Source organism: Streptomyces sp. DvalAA-43, from assembly GCF_900091725.1.
In the GTDB taxonomy this organism is placed as follows: domain Bacteria; phylum Actinomycetota; class Actinomycetes; order Streptomycetales; family Streptomycetaceae; genus Streptomyces; species Streptomyces pulveraceus.
The window spans coordinates 106,566-131,180 of record NZ_FMBW01000030.1 but is presented as its reverse complement, the minus strand read 5'-3'; the positions used below and the strand labels follow the sequence as shown (position 1 = coordinate 131,180).

General features: G+C 73.6%; 15 protein-coding genes. 13 read left to right on the top strand and 2 right to left on the bottom strand.

From position 1 onward, the window contains the following. Positions 1-2 precede the first annotated feature (2 nt). Together GA0115234_RS06585 and GA0115234_RS06580 are read left to right on the top strand one after the other, a co-directional pair. Complete coding sequence (locus GA0115234_RS06585; RefSeq protein WP_093539905.1) at positions 3-2,609, top strand: SUKH-4 family immunity protein; 2,607 nt, start codon at positions 3-5, stop codon at positions 2,607-2,609. Positions 2,610-2,844: 235 nt separating this feature from the next. Further along, positions 2,845-3,738, top strand: coding sequence for a cellulose-binding protein (locus GA0115234_RS06580; RefSeq protein ID WP_176729090.1), 894 nt, complete (start codon positions 2,845-2,847; stop codon positions 3,736-3,738). Between the two features lie 163 nt (positions 3,739-3,901). Here the strand turns inward: GA0115234_RS06580 and GA0115234_RS06575 are convergent, their stop codons facing one another. Together GA0115234_RS06575 and GA0115234_RS06570 are read right to left on the bottom strand one after the other, a co-directional pair. Continuing rightward, positions 3,902-5,518 carry a sodium/solute symporter gene (locus tag GA0115234_RS06575; RefSeq protein WP_093539904.1) on the bottom strand — a complete coding sequence of 539 codons (1,617 nt, stop codon included), beginning with the start codon at positions 5,516-5,518 and terminating at the stop codon, positions 3,902-3,904. Then, on the bottom strand, positions 5,515-5,925 hold the full coding sequence (locus GA0115234_RS06570; RefSeq protein WP_093539903.1) for a DUF485 domain-containing protein: 411 nt from the start codon (positions 5,923-5,925) through the stop codon (positions 5,515-5,517). Before GA0115234_RS06570 ends, GA0115234_RS06575 begins: the two co-directional genes overlap by 4 nt. 607 nt (positions 5,926-6,532) lie before the next feature. Here GA0115234_RS06570 and GA0115234_RS06565 point away from each other — a divergent pair. The 11 genes from GA0115234_RS06565 to GA0115234_RS06515 all read left to right on the top strand — a co-directional run bounded on the left by GA0115234_RS06565 (position 6,533) and on the right by GA0115234_RS06515 (position 24,582). Further along, complete coding sequence (locus tag GA0115234_RS06565) at positions 6,533-7,321, top strand: ABC transporter ATP-binding protein (protein WP_093539902.1); 789 nt, start codon at positions 6,533-6,535, stop codon at positions 7,319-7,321. After that, positions 7,318-9,903, top strand: a complete 2,586-nt coding sequence (locus tag GA0115234_RS06560; protein ID WP_093539901.1) for an ABC transporter permease — start codon at positions 7,318-7,320, stop codon at positions 9,901-9,903. The genes GA0115234_RS06565 and GA0115234_RS06560 overlap by 4 nt, the downstream gene beginning before the upstream one ends. Before the next feature lie 357 nt (positions 9,904-10,260). Beyond that, complete coding sequence (locus GA0115234_RS06555) at positions 10,261-10,488, top strand: hypothetical protein (protein ID WP_202553433.1); 228 nt, start codon at positions 10,261-10,263, stop codon at positions 10,486-10,488. A 9-nt stretch (positions 10,489-10,497) separates the two neighbouring features. Further along, positions 10,498-12,480 carry a BTAD domain-containing putative transcriptional regulator gene (locus GA0115234_RS06550; protein ID WP_093540140.1) on the top strand — a complete coding sequence of 661 codons (1,983 nt, stop codon included), beginning with the start codon at positions 10,498-10,500 and terminating at the stop codon, positions 12,478-12,480. 5 nt (positions 12,481-12,485) lie between these two features. Beyond that, complete coding sequence (locus tag GA0115234_RS06545; RefSeq protein ID WP_093539900.1) at positions 12,486-14,732, top strand: TOMM precursor leader peptide-binding protein; 2,247 nt, start codon at positions 12,486-12,488, stop codon at positions 14,730-14,732. Further along, positions 14,722-16,785, top strand: a complete 2,064-nt coding sequence (locus tag GA0115234_RS06540; RefSeq protein ID WP_237541117.1) for a TOMM precursor leader peptide-binding protein — start codon at positions 14,722-14,724, stop codon at positions 16,783-16,785. Before GA0115234_RS06545 ends, GA0115234_RS06540 begins: the two co-directional genes overlap by 11 nt. Positions 16,786-16,866: 81 nt before the next feature. Then, the gene (locus tag GA0115234_RS06535; RefSeq protein WP_093539899.1) at positions 16,867-18,444 is read left to right on the top strand and encodes a SagB/ThcOx family dehydrogenase; all 1,578 of its coding nucleotides are present in this window, start codon (positions 16,867-16,869) and stop codon (positions 18,442-18,444) included. Between the two features lie 57 nt (positions 18,445-18,501). Continuing rightward, on the top strand, positions 18,502-21,276 hold the full coding sequence (locus tag GA0115234_RS06530; protein WP_237541116.1) for a lantibiotic dehydratase: 2,775 nt from the start codon (positions 18,502-18,504) through the stop codon (positions 21,274-21,276). After that, on the top strand, positions 21,273-22,370 hold the full coding sequence (locus GA0115234_RS06525; protein WP_093539898.1) for a lantibiotic dehydratase C-terminal domain-containing protein: 1,098 nt from the start codon (positions 21,273-21,275) through the stop codon (positions 22,368-22,370). The genes GA0115234_RS06530 and GA0115234_RS06525 overlap by 4 nt, the downstream gene beginning before the upstream one ends. Continuing rightward, complete coding sequence (locus tag GA0115234_RS06520) at positions 22,367-23,494, top strand: M50 family metallopeptidase (RefSeq protein ID WP_093539897.1); 1,128 nt, start codon at positions 22,367-22,369, stop codon at positions 23,492-23,494. Before GA0115234_RS06525 ends, GA0115234_RS06520 begins: the two co-directional genes overlap by 4 nt. A gap of 101 nt (positions 23,495-23,595) precedes the next feature. Then, positions 23,596-24,582, top strand: coding sequence for an ABC transporter ATP-binding protein (locus tag GA0115234_RS06515; RefSeq protein WP_093539896.1), 987 nt, complete (start codon positions 23,596-23,598; stop codon positions 24,580-24,582). Positions 24,583-24,615: the final 33 nt, after the last annotated feature.

Here is a 24,615-nt window from a genome sequence, read left to right as displayed (position 1 = left end):
CGATGGTGACCTTCGCTCAGGCGCAGGAGCGCGCGGACGAGTGGATCAACGGCGATGTGCCGGTGTACCAGCACCGTGAGGTGCGGGTGCGGGAGTTCGAGCTGGGCTTCGTGGTGTGGGGCGAGGACCGTGCCGAGGGCCCGGTCTCGGACGGCGGTGCGCAGCGGCTGGTGATCGCCCGGGACAGCGGTGAGGCCACCTTGTGGCCGGGGCTGCCGGTGGGTGAGGTGATCCGGCGGTACGAGGAGGAGTACGGCGCCCCCGTGGCGGCCGCGGCTGCTCCGGAGCCGCCGCAGCGCATCGATCTCAATCAGACGTCGTTCCTGTTGAGCCCCCCGGAGTGGCTCCAGGAAGCGGCCGACAAGCTGGGTATCCCGGATCGCCGGGAGGGTCGGGACCAGGGTGGGGACGCGGTGCCCCCGGTTGCCCCGATGCCTCCGGTCCCGCCTGCTTCGCCGGTTCCGTCCGCTTCTCCGATTCCTCCGGCTGCCCCGGCTCCGTCCGTCACCCCGCCGGCCGCCGTTCCGGCGGCCCGTGGCGGGCACGGGGCGCCTGGTGCGCAGGGTGGGCCGGTCGCGTACGAGCCCACGGCCAACGACGGTGTCCCGGTGTCCCCGCCGAATGTGCCCGCCGGGTCCACCCCTTGGGCCGGTACGGACACGAACGGGGGCTCCGACGAAGGGGCGGTGCCGTTGCCGGCCACGGTGTTCGCGCCGCCGCTCTCGGGTGCCGACGACGACGGCACCCCGCCGCCGATCGTGCCGGCCGATGCGCCGACCGCCCTGATGTCGGGCGGCAGCCAGCTGCCCCGGACGGCGATAGTGCCGGGTCTGCCCCCGCAGGGCGGCGCCCCGGGTGCCCCGAGCGCTCCGGTGGGTCCTCCGGGCCCGGGCGCCGGTGACATCGCCGACGCGGCCACCAGCAAGGCCACCGTGACGCCGCGCGGGGCGCGTGGTGGCGGTTCGTCGACCCCGCCGCCGCCCGGTGCTCCCGGGACGCCGGGTGCCAGGCCGGGTGCGCCCGTGCCGCCGCCGTCGGGCCCGGGTACGCCCGGTGCTCCGGCGGGCGGGTACCTGCCGACCCAGCTCGCCCCTCAGGCGGGTCCGCCCGGGGCCCCCGGCGCACCGCTGCCGCCTCCGGGCCCGCCCGGTGTTCCTGGTGTGCCTGGTGCTCCGGTGCCGTCTCCGCCGCCTGGTTCGACGCCTCCGCCCGGTGGTGGCATGCACCATGCCGCGACGATGCTGGCCGATCCGGGCATGGGCGGTCCCGGTGCACCGACGCCTCCGGGCCCGCCTGGTGCTCCTGGCGCCCCTGGTGTTCCTGGTGCTCCGGTGCCGTCTCCGCCGCCTGGTTCGACGCCTCCGCCCGGTGGCGGTATGCACCATGCCGCGACGATGCTGGCCGATCCGAGCATGGGCGGTCCCGGTGCTCCGGGTGCCCCCGTGCCGCCTCCGCCCGGTGGCGGTATGCACCATGCCGCGACGATGCTCGCCGACCCGAGCATGGGCGGCCCTGCCGGGGTCCGGCCTCCCGGTCCGCCCGGAGCGCCGCAGGGCGGCGCCCCCGGCCCCGTACCGCCGAATCCGCACACCCCGCCGCCCCCGGCGTACGGATATCCGCAGACGCCGCCCGGTCAGCCGACCGTCGGGCCCGGCTACCAGGCCGTGCTCCGCTACCGCGCGCCCGACGGCAGCGAGCAGCAGCTGATCCGGCGTTCGGCGCCCGGCACCCCGCACCCCGAGTGGCAGATGCTGCACGAGCTGCGGGCGATGAACGTGCCGCCGCAGCAGGTCATCGAGCTGCACACCGAGCTGGAGTCCTGCGAGCTGCCCGGTGGGTACTGTGCGCGGATGATCCGTGAGACCTGGCCGCAGGTCCGGATCACCAGTGTCGCCCCGTACGGCACCGATCACGCCAGCCGTCAGCAGGGCATGCAGCATCTCCTCACCCACCAGGGCGAGCTGCACCAGGTGGCGGACGGGCCCGCTCGTCCGGCGCCGGTGCGGGCGCCGCTGCCGCAGATGCCGCCCGCGATGGCGGCACCGCCGGAGGCCATCGCGGACGAGCTGCTGCAGACCTTCGGGCCGCAGGGCATCTGCCGCTTCGACCAGCGTGCCGTCTCCCGGCAGGGAGTGCCCGAGACCGTGGCGCGCACGCTGGTGTGGGCGGGGCTGCCCGCCGACTTCGGGCCGTTCTTCTGGGCGCAGCCCGGTCAGCCGGTGGTGCCGACGCTGGCCGAGCTCGCCGCGCAGCGCCAGGTGCAGGCCGCCCCCGACGCGGGGTCGTACCTCGTCATGGGGTCCGACTTCGGGCGGGCGATCTGTGTCCAGTACGGGACCGCGAACATCGTGGCTGTGCCGGTCGAGGCGGGGCCGGGCGGGCAGTCGGTGGCGCCGCAGTTCGTGAACACCGGGCTGCCGGAGTTCCAGCGTTCGATGGCGCTGCTCGGCCGGATGTGGCGGCTGCGCTTCGGGCTCAATCCGGAGCAGGCGGGCCGCTGGACGGTCGATTTCCAGGCCCAGCTGGTGGCGCTGGACGCGGCGGCGCTGGCGTCGCCGGAGAGCTGGTGGTCGGTGCTTCTGGAACAGATGTGGGACGGGCTGATCTGACCCGGCGGTTTTCGCGGACGGCGCCCGGTTTCCCCGTGAGGGGAGCCGGGCGCCGTGCTCCGTGGTGCGGGGCAGTGCCTGGTGCTCGGGTGCCTGTGGTGTCCGGGATATCCGTGATGCCTGTGATGCCTGTCGCTTCCGTCTGGAAATCAGTTGATCGATTCCGACTTCTTGGCCAATTGCCGCATCCTTGACCTGTCGCTGATGGTCGGAGAGTCGGAAAGAGGCTTCAAGGATGAGTTCTGCACCGGTGTCCGCGCACGGCTTCGTCGGCGGACGAGGGCGTGGCTACCGTCCGGAGCAGGTGGACCGCGCGGTGGCCGGGCTGTCGGCGGAGCGGGACGCGGCGCTGGACGAGGTGTCCCGGCTGACCGCGCTGGTGGAGAAGGTGTCGGCGGAGTCGGTCCGGCTGAGCGAGGTCGTCGCCACGCTCGCCCCGCAGACCTACGAGTCGCTGGGTGAGCGTGCCCAGCAGATCCTGGCGCTCGCCGAGAGCGAGGCGGAGACCGTACGGGGCGCCGCCCAGGAGGAGGCGCAGGCGCTGCGGGACGCGGCGGACGAGGCGGGCCGCGAGGTCCGTGCCTCGGCGCGGGCGGACTCCGAGGCGATGCGGGCGGCGGCCGTGCGGCACGCCGACGAGACGCTGTCCACGGCGCGGGGCACCGCCGACACCACGGTCGCCGAGGCCCGCGAGGAGGCCGCGGAGGTGCGGGAGCGGGCGGAGTCCATGATGGCGGAAACGATTCGCCGCACCGAGAGCGTCCTCGCGCACCAGGAGCAGGAGCACTCCGAGCGGTGGCAGGCGGCCGAGCTCGAACTGGCCGGTGACGAGGCCGCGCAGGCGGCGCGCCACGACGAGCTGACCGAGCAGGCGGAGGCCCGTCTGGCCGAGGCGCGGCGGGCGCTCGCGGAGACGGAGGAGGCCGCCCGTCACGGCCAGGAGGACGCCGAGGCGCAGGCCGCGGAGCTCCTCGCCGAGGCCAGGGTCCGCGAGGAGCGGGTGGTCCGGGAGACGGAGAGGATCGTGCGGGAGCACGAGGAGGGCCGCGAGGAGCTGCAGGCGCACATGGCACACGTACGGAATTCGCTCGCGGCGCTCACCGGGCGGGTGACCCCGGCGGAGGACTGAGCCCGGCGCCTTCCCGCCCGGTCTGAACCGCGTTGCCCCACCTCCGCCCGCCCGTCCGCCGTTCCCCGCGGCGGACGGGCGGTGCCCTCTTGCGTACACGTGGGCCGTGTACATGGAGGCCCCGCGTGCCGGGTGGCTGAACGCCCGCGCCCGGCGGGCGGGCTCACTGGTGTGCCGGTGGGGCACCCGCCAGGATCCGGGGTTCCTCGCCCTGGTAGAGCCGGCGGGCCGCGGGGGCCGTATGGCGGGGGAGGACCGTGCCCAGCCAGCCCGCCAGGAATCCGGCGGGGATGGAGACGAGCCCGGTGGTGGTGTACGGGAACCAGTTGAAGTCGTGGTCGGGGAAGACCGAGGTGGGTGAGCCGGAGACCAGGTTGGTGCCGGTGATCAGTACCAGGGTGGTGAGGGTGCCGACGATGAGGGTGCAGAGCAGTCCGGCGCGGGTGAAGCGCCGCCAGAACATGCTGTAGACGAGCGCCGGGGCGAAGGCGGACGCGCCGACGCAGAACGAGAGCGTCGCCAGCGCCTGCACGTTCCAGTGTCTGGCCACGACGGCGAGCACGGTGGCGAGCAGTCCGACGACGATCGCCGAGAACTGTGCCGTACGCATCTCGGACAGGCCCGGCAGTGGCTTGCGGTCCGGGTCGCGCACCCCGTGCAGGCCGTGGGCGAAGAGGTCGTGGGCGAGGGAGTTGGCGCAGGACAGGATCATTCCGGCGACCGAGGCGAGCAGGGTCAGGAAGATCGCCGTCGTCATCGTCGTGATGACCAGGGCCCCCATCCGCGTACCGTTCGCGACCTCCCCGCTGATCTGGAGGATCGCGCTGTTCCCGGAGGCCCCGGCGGCGGTGATGCCCTCGTGGCCGACGAGCGCCCCCGCGCCGAAACCGATCACGACGAGCAGCAGGCAGATCGTGGCGACCACGGCGACGGCCCAGGACATCGAGCGCCGGACGGCCTGGGTGGAGCGGGCGCTCGCCATGCGCATGGTGACGTGCGGCAGGCAGGCGGCGCCGAGCACCACGGTCAGCTCGGAGCTGACCATGTCGAGCCCGCTGCCCTCGAACTGGAGCCCCGAGCGCAGGTAGTCGGCCCCCGCGCCGCTGCTCTGGCGGGCGGCCGAGAGCAGGGAGTCGGTGTTCCAGTCGAACCGGTTCATGATCAGTACGGCGATGGTGAAGGAGGCCACGAAGAGGACCACGGTCTTCACGATCTGGATCAGTGAGGTGCCCTTCATCCCGCCGATCGCCGCGTAGCCGATCATCAGGGTGCCGAGTCCGATGATGGCGCCGGTGCGGAAGCCCGAGGTGTCGAATCCCAGGATGAAGGCGAGCAGATCGCCGCTGCTGGCGAGCTGGACGACCATCATCGGGACGAGCGCGGCGAGGGTGGCCGCGCAGGCGGTGATGCGGACGGCGCGGCCGGGGGCGCGGCGCACCAGCAGGTCGCCCATGGTGAACCCGCCCGCGTTGCGCAGCGGTTCGGCGAGCAGGAACATCAGCAGGACGAGCGAGAGGGTGATGCTCAGGGCGAGGATCATCCCGTCGTAACCGGTGAGGGCGATGATGCCGGTGGTGCCGAGCACGGTGGCGGCGGAGAGGTAGTCGCCCGCGAGGGCGAGGCCGCTCTGCATGGGCGAGAGCGAGCGGGAGCCGGTGTAGAACTCGTCGAGGTCGTCGCGGTCCGGGCCGGTCATCACACAGAGCAGCAGAGCCACGGTGCCCACGGCGAGGAAGGCCACCAGGGACATCGACTGCGCGGAATTGTCGAATCCGTTCACCGTGCCGCTCCCGCTCTTCGTATCCGGGCGGCGAGCGGGTCGACCGTGCGCCGTGCGGTCCGCTCGTACACGACGATGGCGAGCACCGTCACGGGGAGCTGAAGCAGCCCCAGGGCCACGCCGAGGTTGAGGCCGCCGAACAGGGGGACGTCCATCAGCTCCTTGGCGAATCCGGAGAGCAGCAGGAAGGCCACGAAGTAGCCGAGTGCGGTGAAGGTCGCGATGCGCCGCAGCAGCCGGTACGCGGTGCGCAGCCGGCGCAGGTCGCTGTGGCGGCCGGGGGCGGGTGCGGGTGCGGGAGCGTCGGTCGGGCTCGGCGGCCGGTCGGGCGGTGCCTGTTCCGAGCTCTGCCAGGGGAGCAGGTAGTCGAGGTGGTGGGGGGAGGGGGGCGGGTTTCCGTGCGACATCGGGGTGCTGCTCCTTGCATGGCTCGGGTCCTGGTCTGGACGGCAAGGCAGGAGTGCGGGTGCGGTCGGAAGCGCGAATATTACTCGCGGGTACAGCAGTTGGGGAGTGGGTGGCCCGAATTGCTGCTGGTAATGGCTCAGTTGCATGTGGTCCCGTGAACGGGGGGTGGCGGCCGGGCGGGAAGGAGACCCCGGCCGCCCCCGCCGGTGCACCTTTGGGTCCAGTCCCTGATACGGGCCTCCACCCAGGGGCCGAGACCCTTAGGGGGAGGTCCTTACTTCTGGGCAGGGGTGGTTCCTCCCGGCGGAGGACGTGAGAGCGGGGGCCCGTTCCTTAACGTGTTCCTACACCGCGAAAAGCGGCTGAATCCCACCGCGGACGCGGTGGAAAACGGGGGGCCGGGGGCGGGACACGGGGGGCCGGGGTGGGGGAAACCCCACCCCGGAACGGTGCCGGGCACCAGTGATCCGGACCCGCCCCCGGCACCAGACTCTGCACGTACAGCGACATATTCACCGACGCATTCATCAGCGCAATCACCAGCGCGTCCATCCAGCGACGCGCCCATCGACGCGTTCCCACGCCGACCGACATAGGAGATAAACCGTGACAACGGCTATGACCATTCCCAGGCACGGGGGTACTGGAGGGCGTACGGCCGTTGCTGCGCGAGCGCGGCAGGTCGTCAAGGCGTACGGGGCGGGGGAGACCCGGGTCGTCGCGCTCGACCATGTCGACGTGGACATCGCCCGGGGGCAGTTCACCGCGATCATGGGCCCGTCCGGCTCCGGCAAGTCGACCCTGATGCACTGCCTGGCGGGCCTGGACACCGTGAGCTCGGGGCAGATCTACCTCGACGAGACCGAGATCACCGGGCTCAAGGACAAGAAGCTCACCCAGCTCCGCCGGGACCGGATCGGCTTCATCTTCCAGGCGTTCAACCTGCTCCCCACGCTCAACGCGCTGGAGAACATCACGCTGCCGATGGACATCGCGGGCCGCAGGCCCGACGCCGCCTGGCTGAGCCAGGTCGTGGAGACCGTGGGCCTCGCCGAGCGGCTGAAGCACCGGCCCACCGAGCTCTCCGGCGGCCAGCAGCAGCGCGTCGCGGTGGCTCGGGCGCTCGCCGCCCGGCCGGAGATCATCTTCGGTGACGAGCCCACCGGGAACCTGGACTCGCGGGCCGGCGCCGAGGTGCTGAGCTTCCTGCGCAGGTCGGTCGACGAGCTGGGCCAGACCATCGTCATGGTCACCCATGACCCGGTGGCCGCCTCCTACGCGGACCGGGTGCTGTACCTCGCCGACGGACGCATCGTCGACGAGATGCACAACCCGACGGCCGACCAGGTCCTCGACCGCATGAAGGACTTCGACTCGCGCGGGCGGACCTCATGACCGTCTGGAAGACATCGAGGCGGAATTTCTTCGCCCACAAGGGACGCATGGCGCTCTCCGCCGTAGCGGTCCTGCTGTCGGTGGCGTTCGTGTGCGGCACGCTCGTCTTCACCGACACCATGAACACCACCTTCGACAAGCTCTTCGCCGCGACCTCGGCCGATGTCACGGTCGGCCCGAAGGAGGCCGAGGAGAAAGACCGGCTCCCGGGCGGCGGCAAGCCCGTCACGATCCCCGCGTCCGATGTCGGCCGGATCGTGAAGGCCACCGGCGCGAAGGCGGCCGAGGGCGCGGTCACCAGCATGTCCGTCACCGTCGTCGACAGCCATGACAAGAACATGGGCTCGACCACGGGTGCCCCGACGATCGCGGGCAACTGGACGCGCAACGACCTGCGTTCGATGGAGATCTCCTCCGGTCACGCACCGCGCGGCCCGACCGAGATGATGGTCGACGCCGACACCGCCGAGAAGCACCACCTCAAGCTCGGCGACGAGCTGCGCACCATCACCGCCAACGGCGACATCCGGGCCCGGATCAGCGGCATCGCCACCTTCAAGGTCACCAACCCCGGCGCGGCGATCGTCTACTTCGACACCGCCACCGCGCAGACGAAGCTGCTCGGCCGGCCCGATGTCTTCAGCCTGGTCTCCGTCACCGCCGAAGCGGGTGTGGCCGACGAGCAGCTGAAGAAGAACGTCGCCGCGGCGCTCGGCGACACCTCCGCGTACGAGCTCCGGACGCAGAAGGAGGCCGCGGACGCCAACAAGGACTCGATGGGCTCCTTCCTCGACGTCATGAAGTACGCGATGCTCGGCTTCGCCGGGATCGCCCTGCTCGTCGGCATCTTCCTGATCGTCAACACCTTCTCGATGCTGGTCGCCCAGCGCACCCGCGAGATCGGCCTGATGCGGGCCATCGGCTCCAGCCGCAAGCAGGTCAACCGTTCCGTGCTGATCGAGGCGCTGTTCCTCGGCGTCGTCGGCTCGCTGCTCGGCGTGGCCGCGGGCGTCGGCCTCGCCGTCGGCCTGATGAAGCTCATGGGCGCCGTGGGCATGGAGCTCTCCACCGGGGACCTCACCGTCGCCTGGACGACCCCGGTGACCGGCCTCGTTCTCGGCATCGTCGTCACCGTCGTCGCCGCGTACTTCCCCGCCCGCCGGGCCGGGAAGGTCTCCCCGATGGCCGCCCTGCGCGAGTCCGGCACCCCGGCGGACGGTCGCGCGGGCAAGGTCCGGGCCGCGATCGGCCTGGTCCTCACGCTCGCCGGCGGCGCCGCGCTCCTCGCCGCGACCAGGGCCGACAAGTCGAGCGAGGGCTCGCCCCTCCTCGGTGCGGGCGTCCTCCTCACCCTGATCGGCTTCATCGTGATCGGCCCGCTGCTGGCCGGATTCGTGGTCCGGGTGCTGAGCGCGGTCATGCTGCGGATGTTCGGCCCCGTGGGACGGCTCGCCGAACGCAACGCGCTGCGCAACCCGCGCCGCACCGGAGCCACCGGCGCCGCCCTGATGGTCGGCCTCGCCCTGGTCGCCTGCCTCTCGGTCGTCGGCTCCTCCATGGTCGCCTCGGCCACCGAGGAACTCGACAGGTCCGTCGGCGCGGACTTCATCGTCCAGCCGGCCGGCGGCGACGGATCGCCCATCGTCGACCAGGCGGCGAAGGCCCTGAAGGCCGTGCCGGACATCGAGCACCTCACCGGCTACACGTACGTGAGTGCCCGGCTGACCGCCCCCGACGGCACCACCGAGGACGAGGGCCTGGTCGCCGCCGACCCCACGTACAAGGACGACGTCCGCCGCGAGACGGTCTCCGGCGAGCTGGCCGCCGCGTACGGCAAGGACGCCATGTCGGTCGGCGACACATACGCCACCAAGCACCACGTCGAGGTCGGTGACCGGATCACCGTCGCGTTCAAGGGCGGCGAGACCGCGAAGCTGACGGTCGCCGCGATCACCTCCGACGACGTGAACATCGACAAGGGCGCGATGTACACCAACGTCGCGACCGCCGCGCGGTACGTCCCCGCCGACACCCTGCCGCAGAACATGCTCATGTTCGCGAAGGCCGCGGACGGCAAGGAGAAGGAGGCGTACGCCGCCCTCAAGGACGCCCTCGCCAAGTACCCGCAGTACGAGGTGCGGAATCAGGCCGACTACAAGCAGCAGCTGAAGGACCAGATCGGCCAGCTGCTGAACATCGTCTACGGCCTGCTGGCGCTCGCGATCATCGTCGCCGTGCTCGGTGTGGTGAACACCCTGGCGCTGTCGGTGGTCGAGCGGACCCGGGAGATCGGCCTGATGCGGGCCATCGGCCTCTCCCGCCGGCAGCTGCGCCGGATGATCCGCCTGGAGTCGGTGGTCATCGCGGTCTTCGGCGCCCTGCTCGGCCTCGGCCTCGGCATGGGCTGGGGCACCGCGGCCCAGAAGCTGCTGGCCCTGGAGGGCCTCGGCGTCCTGGAGATCCCGTGGCCGACGATCCTCACGGTCTTCGTCGCCTCGGCCTTCGTGGGCCTGTTCGCCGCCCTGGTCCCGGCGTTCCGGGCAGGCCGGATGAACGTCCTGAACGCGATCGCCACGGATTAGGGCCGGTCCGGCGGGGGCGACCGCCGACGTAGAATGACGAGATCCGGCCCCGGGGTGTTCCTCCAAACACTCCGGGGCCGGATCGCGTGCGGCTCCGGGACGTTCCTCCACGCCTTGGGAGGGCCGGATCCCGTGCGTCCCGTGGTGCCCGTTCCCGTGCCCTGCCGGGTGTCTCCCGGTACGGCGATCCGGTTGCACGAAGCTGCCGCGGCGCGTGCAGCAAGCTGACACGGCGGCCCCTGCTGCCACGCCTCCCTCGCTGGCATCGTCGTCCTGCCGGGGGCACCCCCCGGCAGGACGACACAGCCGAAGGGGACAGAAGTGTTCGGTTCTTCGCTTTCATGCCGGTCGGCCATCGTGACCCGTACCGCCGCCGTCACCCGCGCCGCGGCCGTCACGGGTCTCGCATTCGCCGCACTCACGTTCGGTGCCCCCGCCGCCCTCGCCGCCCCGGGGGCCGGGACGGGCGGGCAGCGTCCCGCCCACGAGGTCACGCGGGTCTGTACGGACGTGGAGGCGTTCCTCGCCCGGCTGCCGCTGCCCGCACCGGTACTGGTATGCAAGCTGGTCAACGGCTGGGACTAGACCGCGATGATGCGGTTCCAGCTGCTCGGTCCCCTGACCCTCGCCGACGGGCCCGAGGCCGTGGTGCTCCAGCCGTCGAAGCCGACGATCCTGCTGGCGGCGCTCCTCCTGCGCGCCAACTCCGTCGTGTCCGCCGACTACCTCCAGCGGGCCGTGTGGGGGGAGGAACAGCCGGCCACCGCCAAGGCCGCGCTCCAGACCTGTGTGCTGCGGCTGCGCAGGCTCTTCGCCAAGCACGGCGTGACCGAGACATCGATCGAGGCGGTGCCCGGCGGCTACCGGATCACCGCCGAACCGCACACCCTCGACCTGCTCGGCTTCCGGGACCAGGTCCGCCGCGCCGTGCTGCTCTCCCACGACCCCGAGGCCGAACTCTGCGAACTCAAGGACGCGCTGTCGTTGTGGCAGGGCGCGCTGCTCGCCAACGTGCGCTCCGACGTGCTGCACCGGGACGAGGTGCCGCGCCTCGCCGAGGAGCGGCTGCGGAGCGTGGAACGGGTCTGCGACCTGCTGCTGGGGCTCGGACGGCATGGTGAGGCGCTCGTCGAACTATGGACCGCTACGCGCGTATACCCGGGACACGAGCGGCTCCATGAGCAGCTGATCGAGGCGCTCTACCGGACCGGGCGGCAGACCCAGGCCCTCGCCGAGTACCGGAGGGTCAAGGGGTTCCTGCTGGACGAGCTGGGGGTCGACCCGTCACCCGCCCTCCAGCAGCTGGAACTCGCGATCCTGCGCGGCGAGGACCTGGGCCCCGGCGGTGTCCGGACGCCGCCGCCGTCCCGTCCCGTCGCGTCGATCGCACGGCACACCGGCGCGGAGGCGAGAGCGCTGGAAGGACCGGCGGCCCCCGCCGCGGACCCGGTGCCGCTGCCCGGCACACCCGCCGCGGGGACGGCCGGGCCACCGCTGCCGGTCCCGGCGGCCGAACCGGACCCGGCGGTCGGCGTGGTACGGGCGGCAGGCCGGGTTCCGGTGACGGGTGCGGTACCGGCCGCCCCCGTACCGAGGTCCGCGGCGCCCGCCGGTGCGTCCCCGGCGCCCGAGGCCCGCTCCGTCCCGAACTTCACCGGCCGCGAGACCGAAACCGCCGCGATGACCGCACGGCTCACCGCGTCCGTCGCCGACGCCGACCGGCATCCGCCCACCATTCTGGTGTCGGGGGCGCCCGGCGTCGGCAAGTCGGCCCTCGCCCACCACGTCGCCCACCTGGTGCGGGACGCCTTTCCGGGTGGCCGTGCGGTCGTCCGGGCGACCCGGCCGGACGGCGAGGCCCGCACCGCCGCCGACCTCACGGCGGAGGCGGCCGAGGTGCTGCGGCCCGGCGCGGACGGCGCACGGGTCCTGCTCGTCCTCGACGACGTCGTCCAGGCCGACCAGGTGCGCCCGTTGCTGCCCGCCGTCGCACGGGCCCAGGGGGCGGTGATCGTCACCAGCCGGATGGGCCTCGCCGGACTCGTCGCCACGCACGGCGGCTGGGTGCACCGGCTCTCGGTGTTCACCGCGGCCGAGTCGTACGCGCTGCTGGTCTCCGTCCTCGGTGTCGAACGCGTCGAGGCGGAACCGGACGCGGCCCGCCGGCTGACCGGGCTGTGCGGCCATCTCCCGCTCGCCCTGCGCATCCTGACGGCCCGGCTGCTGACCCGGCCCGCGCTGTCGCTCGGCGACGCCGTCGACTGGTTCGGCGACGATCCGCTGGCCCGGCTCGCCCTCCCCGACGCCCCGGGACTGTCCGTGACCGCCGTCCTCGACGCGGCGCTGAGCCGGCTCGACCCGAGGCTCTCCGAGGCGTTCCACCGGGCCGCGACCGGCACCGGATCCACCTTCACGGCCGACGACGTCCCGGACATCACCGAGGCGGTCCTGGAACGGCTCGCCGACGCCGGGCTCCTGGAGGACGGCCCGCCCGGCCCCTACCGGATCCATGAACTGCTCCGCGCCCACGCACGAAGAACCGACCAGGAACGCATCCGCCGCACAGAGAAGGTGTGACCCCCATGGCCGAGACCGCCGCCACCACCGAGCGCGCCCCCGACGCCGTGCCGACGGGCGAACCCGCCCGAAGCACCCCCGCCCCGGCGGCGTCGGCCTTCGACACGCTGGCCGGGACCCGGCCGCGCATCCGCCGGGACGTGCTGTTCACCGAGACCCCCGGCGGGGTGCTCTTCCACAACGCCGACGGCGGCTTCCACCTGGCAGGCCGCACCGCCTACCGCTTCGCCTCGCTCGTCGTGCCCCACCTGACAGGCCACCACCGGCTCGCCGACCTCTGCGCGGGCTTCGGACCCGCCCAGCGGGCGATGGCCGCGGAACTCGTCAAGACCCTCTACGCCCGCGAGTTCGCCCGCGACGTTCCCGAGCCCGGCACCGGACCGGACCCGGTGCCCGACGAGGTCGCCGAGCGCTTCGCCGCGCAGATCGCCTACATCGACCACTACGCGGACGGCGCACCGGAGCGCTTCGCCCGGTTCCGCGCCACCCGGGTCGCCGTCCTCGGCGACGACGAGACCGCCCGCTGGTGCGCGCTGAGCCTGCTGCGCAACGGGTGCGTGCGGATCGGTACGAACACGGAGTCCGACGACGTCACGGCCGAGGCGGACCGGGCGGCCGCACACGTCGAACGGGTCACCGCCGGGACCGGCGCGGGCTGGCGCGACCTCGACGGGTACGACGTCGTCGTGGTGACCGGCACCGGCGCCGGGCCGCGCACCCAGCGGCTGCTGGCCGCCGGGGTGCCCGACGGCCGGACCCTGATCCCCGCCTGGCAGTTCGGCGAGCGCCTGGTCGTGGGACCGCTGGCCACCGCCGACTCCACCGGCTGCTGGTCCTGCGCCGTGCTGCGGCTGGGCGGCAACGTGGACGCGGGAGCGGCGGCCGAGCTGTGGAGCCGGGCGGCGGGGGCGGTGCCCGTGTGCCCGGACACCGTGACCGGACCGGTCGCCGCGATGGTGGGCAACCTCCTGGGCTACGAGGTCTTCCGCCTCACCACCGGTGTGCTGCCCGCCGAGACCGACCGCCAGGTCCTGATCCAGGACCTCGCCTCGCTGGACGTCGTGGCCGAACCGGTCGCCCCGCACCCCCGCTGCGCGCGCTGCGCGGGCGCGGACGGCCACGAGCCCGCCGCGGCCCTGCCGGACGGGCTCGCGCTGCCGGTCACCGCGACGGTGGAGACCGCCCGCGACGCCGAGGAACTGGTCGGGGAACTGAACCGGCACAGCGCGGCGATGGTGCGCCCGCACACCGGGATCTTCCGGAGCTGGGACGACGAGGCGCTGACCCAGACCCCGTTGAAGATCAGCCGGGTCGAGGTGGCGCTCGGCGCCGGGGAGCGGCGGCGGATCGCCGCCTTCGACGTGCACCACCTGGCGGGGGCGCGGATGCGGGCCCTGTACGCGGCGGCGGCCGCGTACGTCGAACACGTGGTGCCGCTCGACGCGTCGGCGGCGGCCGGGACGGCGGACCGGGTGCTCGGCCCGGACGCGCTGACCACCGGCGGCGGCACCGGGGCGGTCCCGGACGCCTGGACCGTGGCGACCTCGCTGACCGGCAGGGACGCGGTCCGGGTGCCCGCCGCGGCCGTGCGGACCTTCGGCGCGCACAACCGGGGGCGCGTCCACCTCGCGACGGCGGCCGGCTCGGGGGCCGGGGCCGACGCCCGGGAGGCGGCGGGGACCGGCCTGATGTCGGCGCTGGCGCACGACGCCCTGCTGCGGGCGGTCCGCGGCACCACCGAGGTCCGCCCGGTCGCCACCGACGGCGACGACCCGGAGCTGGTGTTCCTGCTGAAGTCCGCCGTCAACCTGGACCTCGCGGTCGAGCTTCTGGAGCTGGGCGAGCACGGGCGCACCACGGCCCATGCGGTGCTGGCCCGGGAGGCGGACGGCGGCAACGCCCGGGGACGCTGGGCGGTCGGTGCCGGGCTCTCGCGCCGGGCGGCGGCCTGCGCGGCGCTGCGGGACCTGCTCGGGCAGGCACAGCTGGCCGCCGAGGACCCGGACACCCCGGTGGACACCGGCGACCCGCTGGTCCGGGACCTGGCCGCGGCGAGCGTCGCGGTGGCCGGTGCCCCGGTCGCCGTGGACGGGCCCGCGACCACGTTCGACGCGGTCCTCGACGCGCTGCGCGAGGCCGGCCGGGACGCCCTGTACGTGCCGACCACCCCGGCCGACCTCGCCGCGGGCGGCATCAGCACCGCCCGGGTGCTGCTGACGGCGGGCGGAGAGGCCGGCACCGATGCCCGTTGACGCTCCGGTCCGGGAGGCTCCCGTGCTGTCCCGGACCGCACATGCCCTCACGACGGCGCTCCGGGAGGCGCTGGCCGGGTACGGGACACCGCCCCCGCTGGACGTGGCACCGCTCGGGGTGCGCGACGCCTTCGCGGGCGGAGTGGACGGAGTAGGGGGTGTAGGCGGAGCGGACGGTGCGGGCGGTGCGGGCGGAGTAGGAGGTATAGGCGAAGCGGGCGGAGCGGTGGGCGCGTCCGGCGGCCCCGGTGCGTCCGCCGGATCCGGCGCCGTGCCCGTGCGGTTCTACGGCCGGCACGCCGTCGTCGGCCCCTTCGCACCCCTCGCGTCCGGGAAGCGCGACGGCGGGCGGGCCTGCGTCCGGTGCCTTGAGCGCCGCTGGCAGGCGGTCCGCTCCGTCGCGCTGCGCGAGGCGTTGGAGCTCGGCTCCGGCACCCGGGCGGCCGGGGAGTCCCCGTACCCCACACCGTTCGCCGTGCACGCCCTGGCCGGACTGGTCGCGGCCAGGCTGGCCGGTGCCGGGCCGCGGACCGGCACCCGCCCGGCGGTGCACCTGGTGGACCTGGAGACGCTGACGGTCCGTCACTATCCGTTCGTCCCCGACCCCGAGTGCCCGCGCTGCGGGATGAGCGAGCAGGACACCGCCGAGGCGGCGGAGCTCGTCCTGGGCCCCGCGCCCAAGCGCCGCCCCGGCGGCTTCCGGGTCCGGGACATCGAGGCGTACGACCTGCCGGTCGAGCCCTACGCCAACCCGGTGTGCGGCTCGCTCGGCCCGTCCGTCGTCCAGGACGTCTCCTCCACCTCCACCTCGGCGACCATCGGCTGCTTCTCGATGCGCTCGGGCGAGTACCTGCGCGAGACGTTCTGGGGCGGCCACGCCGACACCTACGCCGAGTCCATGCGGATCGGGGTGCTGGAGGGGCTGGAGCGGTACGCGGGCATGCGGCCCCGGGCCAAGCGGGCCGGGACGACGGACTCCCTGAACGCCCTGCGGGCCCGCGGCGAGCACGCGCTCGACCCCCGGGTCTGCGGGCTGTACTCGGACGCGTTCCACCGCGCCAACCCCCGGGTAGCCCCCTTCACCCCGGACCGCCCGGTCCCCTGGGTCCAGGGCTGGTCGCTGCGCGACCGGCGCACGATCCTGGTGCCCGAGGTCCTCACGTACTACCACGCCCCCGGACTGGAGAACCGCTTCGTCCAGGAGAGCTCCAACGGCTGCGCCTCCGGCGGCTGCCTGGAGGAGGCCGTCTACTGCGGGCTGATGGAGGTCGTCGAGCGCGACGCCTTCCTGCTCACCTGGTACGGGCGGGCGGCGCTGCCGGAGATCGACCCGGCCAGCAGCCGCCGCCCCGCCACCCGGCGGATGATCGACCGGCTGGAGATGTACGGCTACGAGGCCCGCTTCTTCGACACCCGGATCACCTTCCCGATCCCGGTCGTCACCGGGGTGGCGGTGCGCCGGGACGGCGGGCCGGGCCTGATGTGCTTCGGTGCCGGGGCCGGCCTCGACCCGGAGGCGGGCCTGGCCGGGGCGCTGTGCGAGATCGCCACCGACGCGGTCAACCTGCCCCGCCGCACCGAGCGCGACCGGGACCGGCTGCGCGCCATGGCCGCCGACTTCGACCAGGTCGAGGCGCTGCACGACCACCCGCTGGTCTACGGCCTGCCCGAGATGGGCCACCACGCGCACTTCCTGCTCGGTGAACCGGGCGCCCCGCGCCCTCCCAAGCGGTCCTTCGACGAGCTGTACGGGAACGGGTCGGTGCCGCCGGTCTCCGACGACCTGCGCGAGGACCTGAACCGGTGCGTGGACGCCGTCACCGCCGCCGGATTCGATGTGGTCGTCGTCGACCAGACCATGCCGGAACAGCGGGAACTGGGGCTGACCACGGTCAGCGTCCTGGTACCGGGGCTGCTGCCGATCGACTTCGGCCGGAGCAGACAGCGCGCCCTCGGCATGGACCGGCTGCGCACCGCGCTGCGCGCCGCCGGGCTGCGCGACCGCGACCTGACCGACGCCGACCTCAACCCGGCCCCGCACCCCTTCCCGTGACCGCCGACCGCCCGGGGCCGCCCGCCGCGACCGCTGCCCCGCCGACCGCCCGCACCCCTTTCCGTGACCGAGGAGCCCGCCATGGGGTACGCCCATGAATACGCCACCGCGATCCTTCACCGCGGCCGCATCCCGATGGACCCCGCCGACTACGTGCCGAACTGGTCGGACGGGCCGCGCAAGACCAAGTTCTACCCCGGCACCGACAGCACGCCGCTGCCCGACTGCGCCTACCCGGCCCACGCGGACCTGGACCGGGGCCTGGCCCGGGACACCGGCGGGGACGGCGCGTTCGACCTCGCGCTGCTGTCCGGGATGCTCCGTGACTCCTACGGGCTGACCGGCCGCCGCCTCGGCGTCCAGGCCAACACCGACCTGAACGCCCTGCCGTTCTACCCGCTCGCCAACTGGTCCCGGGGCACCGCCTCCGGCGGCGGCCTCTACCCGGTCGCCGTGCACTGGGTCTCCGGGCCCGGCGCCCCGGTGCCGCCCGGGGTGCACTACTACTCCACCCGGCACCACGCCATGCGGCGGCTGCTGACCGGCGACGTGACCGGGGAGGTGCGGGCTGCGCTCGGGGACGGGGCCCCGGGCCCGGACACCGACCAGTACCTGGTCCTGTCCATCAAGTACTGGCAGAACGCCTTCAAGTACAACAACTTCTCCTTCCACGCCGTGACCATGGACCTCGGCGCGTGCCTCCAGACCTGGCGGATGTGGGCCGGGGCGCGCGGGCTGTCCGTCGAGCCCGCGCTCTGGTTCGACGAGGAACGCCTCGGACGGCTGCTCGGGATCGACACGGTGGAGGAGGGCGTCTTCGCCGTCGTCCCGCTGAAGTGGGCCGGTTCCGTCGCCTCCCGTACCCCCGGCCCGGTCCCGGTGTCGGTGCGCCACCGTGACCAGGAGCGCTCGCGCACCGTCCTCGGTTTCGACGCGCTGCGGCGGATGCAGTCCGTGACGGCCGCCCGGGCCACCGAGCGCCCCGGCCCCGGTGCGCTCGCCCCGGCCGCCGCGCACCCCGCCGTCCCGGACCGGCCCACGACGGCGCTGCCGCCCCGCCCGCCGCTCTCCACCGACGTCCGTACCGCGCTGCGCGCCCGCCGCAGCAGCTTCGGCCGCTTCGACGCCCAGCACCCCCTGACCGCCGAGCAGCTGGCGTCCTGCCTGGCGGCCACGGCGGCCGGTTCGCTGATCGGAGGGGACGGCGGCGGGCACCGGCTGGCGAAGCTCTACGCGTTCGTCGGCCACGTCGACGGGATAGAACCCGGGGCGTACGAGTACGACCCCGAGGCACACAGCCTGCGCCTGGTGAAGGCGGGCGCGCCGGGCGTCTTCCTCCAGAAGAACTACTTCCTGTCGAACTACAACCTGGAGCAGGCGGCGGCGGTCCTGGTGCCCACCGTCCGCACCGACGCGGTCCTCGACGCCGTCGGGGACCGCGGCTACCGCCTGGTCAACGCCACCGTCGGGGCGATCGCGCAGACCACGTACACCACCGCGTCCGCCCTCGGCGTCGGCTGCGGCGTCGCCCTGGGCTTCGACAACATCTCGTACATCGAGGAACTCGGCCTCGACGGCACCGGCGAGGCTCCGCTGCTGATCATGATGATCGGCAACGAGCGGCCCGCCCCGGCCGACTTCCGGTACGAGATCGCCTGAGTGCGCCCGCCCCATGAGCTCCACGAGACGACCGGAACGAGAAGGGGAGACCCCGCCATGACGCCGGAACACCCGGCCACCGCCGCCCCCGCGGCCGTCACCCGCCCCCGCTTCATGCTGCGGGTCGCCGGGCTGCCCGTCGACAGCGTGCGGGGCTTGCGCTGCCCGGACAGCCGACGCTGGGCCGACGACGTCCTGCGCGCCACCGAACGGGTGCGCGCCGACGGCGAACGGCTCGGCGACCTGCTCCACGACCTGGTCGGCGGCAGCGAGGACGAGACGCTGCGCCGCACCCTGCTCGCGCTGCGCCGCGACATCTTCAACAACCGGCTGCCCCGGCCCGGGGCGGCCGACCGCGCCCTGGCCCTGGTGCGCGGGCTCGACGGGCCGGCCGGCGACGCGCTGACCGCCTGGCTCGCCGGACGGCGCCGCCTGGAGGAGCAGCGGGCGGCGGGCGCCGCTCTGCTCGCCGCGGAGACCGCCCGCGCCCGCGGGCACCTGCGCGCCCTGGCGGGGGAGGAACGGCTGCGCAAGGCGCTGCTGCTCGCCTCCCCGGCCCTGGACGCGCAGCTGGACGGCTACGTCCGGTCCGACGCCGCCGCGCCGCCGGACAAGAAGCAGCGCAAGATCGAGCGCTCGCTCCTCTCGTACCTGTACCGCACGGCGTGCAAGACGAGCCCGTTCTCCACGTTCACCGGGGTCGCCCTCGGCACCTTCGGTGAGGGCGGCGGCCAGGACGGCGGCCCGGACGGTGAGGGCGGCCCGGACCGGGGCCTGCGGGTGCGGGTCGACGACACGTGGGACGGCAGGCTGCGGCTGAACGTCGCCGCCGTCGGACGGCTCACCGAGGCCGTGATCGCCGACCCGGTGCGCCGGGCCGATCTGCCGGTCGCGCCCGCCTCCGGCTGGGGCCGCGACGACGACCGGGTCCGTTACGTCCGCCGCTGGATCACCCAGGGCGACGAGGACACCGCCGTCACCTTCGACGCGGTGAAGGACCGGCTGTTCTTCCTGCGCCGCAGCGGCACCCTGGAACGCCTCCTCGGCCTGTTCGAGAAGTGCGGCACCCTCCGGTACGGGGAGCTGGCCGACTGGCTCGCAAGGGACCGGGACGCGGACCCGGAGGAGTGCGCCCAGTACCTCCAGGCGCTTCTGGACATCGGCATGGTGCAGGTGCCGTGCCTGCGGACCGAGGTCCACGACACCGATCCGCTGCGTGCCTTCCAGGACTCGCTGCGCGGTCTCGGCCGTCCCTGGGCCGACCGGCTCGCCGGGCGGCTGGAGGCCCCGGCGTCCGGGATCGAGCGGTTCGCCGACGCGGACCCGGCCGGACGCCGGGCGCTGATGGGGGAGTTGCGTACCGCGCTGCGCGCCCTCCAGGAGGAGGAGCTCGGCGTGGACGGGGCCCGGGTCCCGCAGACCCTGCTCTACGAGGACGTGGCGGCCGGGCGGCACACCGAGCTGTCGGCGTCCGCCTGGGAGCGGCTGGCGGCCGGGCCGCTCGGGGCGGTGGAGCGCGTTCTTCCCGCCTTCGACCTGACACTGCCGCAGCGCATCACGTTCAAGGGGTTCTTCCTCGCCCGGTACGGGCAGGGCGGGCGCTGCGACGACCTGCTGAAACTGGTCCACGACTTCCACGAGGACTTCTTCGACCAGTACATGTCGTTCACCGCCAAGCGCACCGCCTTCGACGCGGACGGCACCTACGTCCCCGAGGAGAACTGGCTGTCGCTGCCGCAGCTCAAGGCCCTCGACACCGCCCGGCAGACCTTCGTGGAGCGGATGCGCGGCCTGTGGGCGGACTGGGAGGCGGGCCGGGGCGGGCGGCCGGAGCACGGCGGTGCCGAAATCCGGTTGGACGGTGCCCTCCTCGACGAGGTCGCCGCCGAACTCGACACGCTGCACGGCGAGTTCGCGCCACTGGCCCATCATGTGCAGATCGCGGACCGGCCCGGCGACCCGCTGGTCGTGCTCAACCGCTCCTACGGCGGGGTGTCCTTCCCGTTCAGCAGGTTCACCCACCTCTTCGACGGCCTCGACGCGCAGCTCCTCGCCGCCACCGTGGACCTGCTGCCCGACGACGCGGTCCTCGCCGAGGTCACCGGCGGGCCGGTGACCAGCAACCTCAACCTGCACGGCCGCCTCACCGAGTACGAGATCGTCTGCCCCGGCGAGCGCGGCACCCTGCCCGAGGAGTACCGGATACACCTGGACGACCTCCACCTCGTCCACGACCGCGACGCGGACCGTCTGGTGCTGCGCTCCACCCGGCTCGGCAGGGAGGTGGTGCCGGTCTACCTCGGATACCTCGTCCCGCTCGCCCTGCCCGAGCTGCCCCGCACCCTGCTCCTGCTCTCGCCGACCTCGATGTCCCCGCTGAACGTGTGGGGCGGCGTCCCGGAAGGTGCGCCGGTCGACGGGGTCACCAGCCGGCCCCGGGTCCGGCACGGCAGCGTGGTCCTCAGCCGGCGGAGCTGGAGCGCGCCCGCCGCCGGACTGCCGCTGCGCCCGCCGGCCGGAGCGGACGACGCGTGGTTCCTGGGCTGGCAGGCGTTCCGCCGCGCCCACGGGCTGCCGGACCGGGTGTTCGCGACCGTCGCCGACAGCGGGGCGCGCGGCGCGACCGGCGCCAAACCCTGCTACGTCGACTTCGACAGCCCGCTCTCGCTGGCCGCGTTCGAGGCCCTGATCAAGACGGCCGGGGCACGGGTCGTGTTCCGGGAGATGCTCCCCGACGAGGACGGCCTGCACACCGTCTCCGGCCGGGGCCGCCACGTCGCCGAACTCGCGGTGGAGACCGCCGCCCCCGTCGAAAGGACCAACCCGTCATGAGTACGGCGCAACCCGCGCGGACCGCCGCCGGTACCACCGCCACCACCGGCACCGGCCGGGCGGGAGCCTGGCAGGCCACGCACATCTTCTACGCCGCCAACCCGCGGCCCATGCTGACCCAGTGCGTCCGCCCGCTGGTCGAGGAGCTGACGGCGGACGGCCTGCTCGACGGCTACTTCTTCATCAACTACTGGCTGGAGGGGCCGCACGTCCGGCTGCGGATCAGGCCCGCGTCCCCCGGGGCCGAGGCCGAGGTCCGGCGCCGGACGGAAGCGGCGGTGGACGCGTTCCTCGCCGAACGGCCCGCCCTGTACGAGGTGGACTCCGGCTTCCTCAACGACTTCTACAACACCCTGTTCGACATCGAGTTCCCCGGTGCCGAGCGCGGTCACTTCACCGACGACCAGGGCCGGATGCGGCTGCGGCCGAACAACTCGCGCAGCGCCGAGCCGTACGAGCCGGAGTACGGCAAATACGGCGGCCCGGCCGGGATCGAGCTGGCCGAATGGCACTTCCGGCACTCCAGCGACCTGGTCATCGACGCTTTCCGGACGAAGAACCTCCACTTGAGGACCGTGCTGCTCGGCACCTCCGCCCAGCTGATGATGGTGATGTCCGCCGCGTTCCTGCCGGACCGCACCGAGCTCGCCGACTACCTGGACAGCTACTACGAGTTCTGGCACAAGGCGTTCCCCGGTACCGGGTTCATCGGCAGCGACGAGTACGACCGCAACTACGCGGCCATGGCTCCCGGCCTGGCCGCCCGCTTCGCCCGTGTCCGCGCCGCCGTCGCCGCACCGGCTGACGCCGGGACCGGGGAGGGTGGCACGGCGCGGCTGCCCGGCTTCCTCGCCGGATGGGCCGAGCACTGCGCCGAACTGCGGGAACGCGCGGTCGGGCTGAGCCGCAACGGCGATCTGGTCTTCCGGTCCTGGGACGGGGAGCGCGACGAAGTCGTCACCGATCCGGCGGCCTCGCTGCCGCTGCTGCTCTCCCCGTACATGCACATGACCAACAACCGGCTGCACGTGACGATCCGGGACGAGGCGTATCTCGCGCACGTCCTCGGCCGGGCGCTGCGGGAGCCGGGATGAGCGCCATCCCGCCCAGGGCCGTCGAGGGCCTCGCCGAGTACCGGCCCGAGCTGGGCCCCCAGGTCCTGCTGAGCGACGCGATGCTCCAGGGCGCGGCGACGGTGCACCTGATCAAGGACACCGCCGGGGGCGGCTCGTTCCGGGTCGGGGCCAAGGAGCACTTCCTGATCGCCCGGATGGACGGCAGCCGCAGCCTGGCGGAGATCGGCGAGGAGTACGCGCGGGAGTACGGGCGCAGGCTGGACGGCGCCCGCTGGCAGCAGATCCTGCGGATGCTCGGCACTCGCGGACTGCTGGCCGGGGCGCCCGCCCGCCCGGCCGGTGGGCCCGCGTCCGCGCCCGCCGAGCCCGACCGCGGGCTGCTGCGCGGCAGCATCCGGCTGGTCGCCGACGCGGACGCCACCACCGACCGGCTGCACCGGGCGGTCGGCTTCCTGCTGACGCCCGGCTGGCTGGTGCCACTGCTGGCCCTGGTGCTGGCGATGGAGGTGGTGGCCGCCCTCCGGATCGGTGAACTGCTCGACGCCACCAAGGGGCTGTTCGGCAATCCGGTGCTGCTGGTGGGGGCCGCCACGCTGCTCTGGTTCAGCACCGCGCTGCACGAACTGGCCCACGGGGTGGTCGCCCGGCACCATGGCGGCACCGTGGCCGAAATCGGACTGCGCTGGCGACTGCCCGTGGTCATCATGTACTGCACGGTCGGCAACTACCTCTACCTCGGCTCCCGTTGGCAACGCATCCAGACGGCGCTGGCCGGCGCCGTGATGAACCTGCTGTTCCTGTTGCCGTTCTGCGCGCTGTGGCTGTTCGCCCCCCTGGACACCGCGACGCGCGACGCACTCGGCGCGCTGCTGCTCCTGGGCAGCGTGCAGGCGCTGGCCATGCTCGTCCCGTTCCCGCCGCTCGACGGCTACCGGATCGCGAGCCAGTTGTGCGGGGCCACCGAACTGGCCGGTTCGACCGTCGCCTACCTGCGCCTGGCCGCCCGCCGCGACCCCGCGGCGGGCGACTACCCGCGCCGGGCCCGGAACGCGTACCGCGCCTACGGGCTGGGCGCGGTGTTGGTGCTCGTGGGCATCGCGGCAGCCGTCGTGGCGGCGGCCCATCGCCTCCTGACCACCTGACCACCTGACCGCCCGACCACCCGGCCCCTCCACCGCCGACCGTCCCCCTCCACAGGCCCGACCCACCAGACCGCCGATCAGCGGCGGACAAGGAGAGTTCCATGACCCCCACCGCCCCCTCCGCCTCCCCGGGCAACCAGGCAGGCCCGGACGGCGACCGGTCCGCACAGGCCGTCGTCCTCGACGCCGTGCACAAGAGGTACGGCGACCGGAACGCCGTCGACGGGGTGTCGTTCACCGTGCGGCGCGGCGAGTTCTTCGGACTGCTCGGTCCCAACGGGGCCGGCAAGACCACCCTCGTCGAGATCATGGAGGGCCAGCGGAAGGCCGACTCCGGGACCGTCACCGTGCTCGGCACCAGCCCCTGGCCACGCAACCCGGAGCTGCTACCCCGGCTCGGCGTGCAGACCCAGAGCTCGGCGTTCTTCGTCCGCCTCACCGCCCGCGAGCACCTGCGCACCATGGCCGCGCTCTACCGGACGGACCATGCGGCGGCGGACCGGGCGCTGGCCTCCGTCGGCCTCACCGAACAGGGCGGGACCCGGGTGGACGACCTCTCCGGCGGCCAGCGCCAGCGCCTGGCCATCGCCTCCGCGCTCGTCCACGAACCCGAAGTGATCTTCCTGGACGAGCCCACCGCCGCCCTCGACCCCCAGGCCAGGCGGGCGCTGTGGCAGGTGCTGCGTGACCTCAAGGGCGAGGGCCGCACCATCATCTACACCACCCACCACCTCGACGAGGCCGAGGCGCTCTGCGACCGCGTCGCGATCATGGCCGACGGTGCCGTCGTCGCCCTGGACAGCCCCGCCCACCTCATCGCGGCCGCCGCTCCCACCACCCGGCTGGTCGTCCCCGACGACCGGATCACCCTCGAACAGGCCCAGGCCATCGACGGTGTCGACGCCGTCACCGAGGAGCCCGGCGCCCTCGTGCTGGAAACCCTCGAATCCGGCAAGGTGCTCGCCGCGATCGACGCCCTGGCCGGACTGCGCGGCGTGCAGACCCGCACCGCCGGCCTGGAGGACGTCTACCTGGCGCTCACCGGCACCGGAACCGGCTTCGACAGCGGTACCACCACGCAGCAGTAGCGGACGCCGATGCCGCGCCCCCGCCTTCCCCGG

What these genes read in the sequence shown, in the direction of transcription:
- GA0115234_RS06570 (WP_093539903.1), bottom strand. Translation starts at nt 5,925, where the DNA reads ATGTCGCACGGAAACCCGCCCCCCTCCCCCCACCACCTCGACTACCTG.
- GA0115234_RS06580 (WP_176729090.1), top strand. Translation starts at nt 2,845, where the DNA reads ATGAGTTCTGCACCGGTGTCCGCGCACGGCTTCGTCGGCGGACGAGGG.
- GA0115234_RS06535 (WP_093539899.1), top strand. Translation starts at nt 16,867, where the DNA reads ATGGGGTACGCCCATGAATACGCCACCGCGATCCTTCACCGCGGCCGC.
- GA0115234_RS06585 (WP_093539905.1), top strand. Translation starts at nt 3, where the DNA reads ATGGTGACCTTCGCTCAGGCGCAGGAGCGCGCGGACGAGTGGATCAAC.
- GA0115234_RS06520 (WP_093539897.1), top strand. Translation starts at nt 22,367, where the DNA reads ATGAGCGCCATCCCGCCCAGGGCCGTCGAGGGCCTCGCCGAGTACCGG.
- GA0115234_RS06550 (WP_093540140.1), top strand. Translation starts at nt 10,498, where the DNA reads ATGCGGTTCCAGCTGCTCGGTCCCCTGACCCTCGCCGACGGGCCCGAG.
- GA0115234_RS06545 (WP_093539900.1), top strand. Translation starts at nt 12,486, where the DNA reads ATGGCCGAGACCGCCGCCACCACCGAGCGCGCCCCCGACGCCGTGCCG.
- GA0115234_RS06540 (WP_237541117.1), top strand. Translation starts at nt 14,722, where the DNA reads ATGCCCGTTGACGCTCCGGTCCGGGAGGCTCCCGTGCTGTCCCGGACC.
- GA0115234_RS06515 (WP_093539896.1), top strand. Translation starts at nt 23,596, where the DNA reads ATGACCCCCACCGCCCCCTCCGCCTCCCCGGGCAACCAGGCAGGCCCG.
- GA0115234_RS06530 (WP_237541116.1), top strand. Translation starts at nt 18,502, where the DNA reads ATGACGCCGGAACACCCGGCCACCGCCGCCCCCGCGGCCGTCACCCGC.
- GA0115234_RS06525 (WP_093539898.1), top strand. Translation starts at nt 21,273, where the DNA reads ATGAGTACGGCGCAACCCGCGCGGACCGCCGCCGGTACCACCGCCACC.
- GA0115234_RS06560 (WP_093539901.1), top strand. Translation starts at nt 7,318, where the DNA reads ATGACCGTCTGGAAGACATCGAGGCGGAATTTCTTCGCCCACAAGGGA.